We start from the raw sequence: 837 nt of genomic DNA, 5'->3' as shown, positions 1-837 counted from the left end.
ACCGGAACGCACGGTTGGAAGGTGGCATTGAACACTCTGGTTCGCCTCTTCCCAAACCGGCTGACCTTCTGATAGTATTCGCTTAAGCGGCACATCCTCCGATTTACACAAAAATCGTGACAGGCTCTGCGGTACGTGTCCTACACGGACCGCAAGAAACTGGCGGCGGCGCTGAAACCGGTCTACACCGCCGTCAACGCCGACGCCGCGCAGACCGCCCTGCTGGAACTGGCCGACACCGAACTCGGCCGCAAGCACAAGGCCGCGCTCGCGGTCTGGGAACGCGCCTGGGACCGGTTCACCCCGTTCCTGGAGTTCCCGCCCGAAATCCGGAAGATCATCTACACCACGAACGCGATCGAGAGCTTGAACTTCCAGATCCGTAAAATCATCAAGAACCGCGGGCACTTCCCGACCGACGACGCCGTGATCAAGCTGATCTGGCTCGCGATCTGCGACATCGAGGACAAACGCGCCCGCGCCCGCGAAGCCGACCGGGGCAAACCCGCCAGCAAACGCACCGCCAAACCCCGCCTGGTCGAAGGCGCTGTCACCCAAGGGTGGAAAGCCGCGCTCGGCGCGTTCGAAATCGCATTTCCCGGCCATATTCCGGCTACACTGAACTAAGAGGACAAAGGATGGTTACACAGACATCCTGACAAGCTCACCGACAGGCTGGACGCGGTCTGGCTGGCCAAGCTGACCGAGAAGGGCCTACTGCGTCCGTCGTTCGTGCCGCCGCGCCCGGTCCGGGTACTGCGCGACTACACCCGGCTGCGCGTGGACCTGACTCACGACCGCACCCGGCACTGGCAACGCCTGGAAAAGCTGCTCGAG

Annotated in this window: 1 protein-coding gene and 1 pseudogene; both read left to right on the top strand. The window is 62.6% G+C overall.

Features of this window, described 5'->3' with window-relative positions:
- Positions 1-123: 123 nt before the first annotated feature.
- Positions 124-627 (top strand): annotated as a pseudogene (locus ACFQS1_RS40540) (transposase); the annotation flags it as partial.
- 48 nt (positions 628-675) lie between these two features.
- Positions 676-837 (top strand): IS110 family transposase (locus ACFQS1_RS40535; protein ID WP_378978404.1); only part of this gene is annotated, 162 nt, incomplete at its 3' end.

The organism is Paractinoplanes rhizophilus, from assembly GCF_042664765.1.
In the GTDB taxonomy this organism is placed as follows: domain Bacteria; phylum Actinomycetota; class Actinomycetes; order Mycobacteriales; family Micromonosporaceae; genus Actinoplanes; species Actinoplanes rhizophilus.
This window is presented reverse-complemented; position numbering and strand designations above follow the sequence as displayed.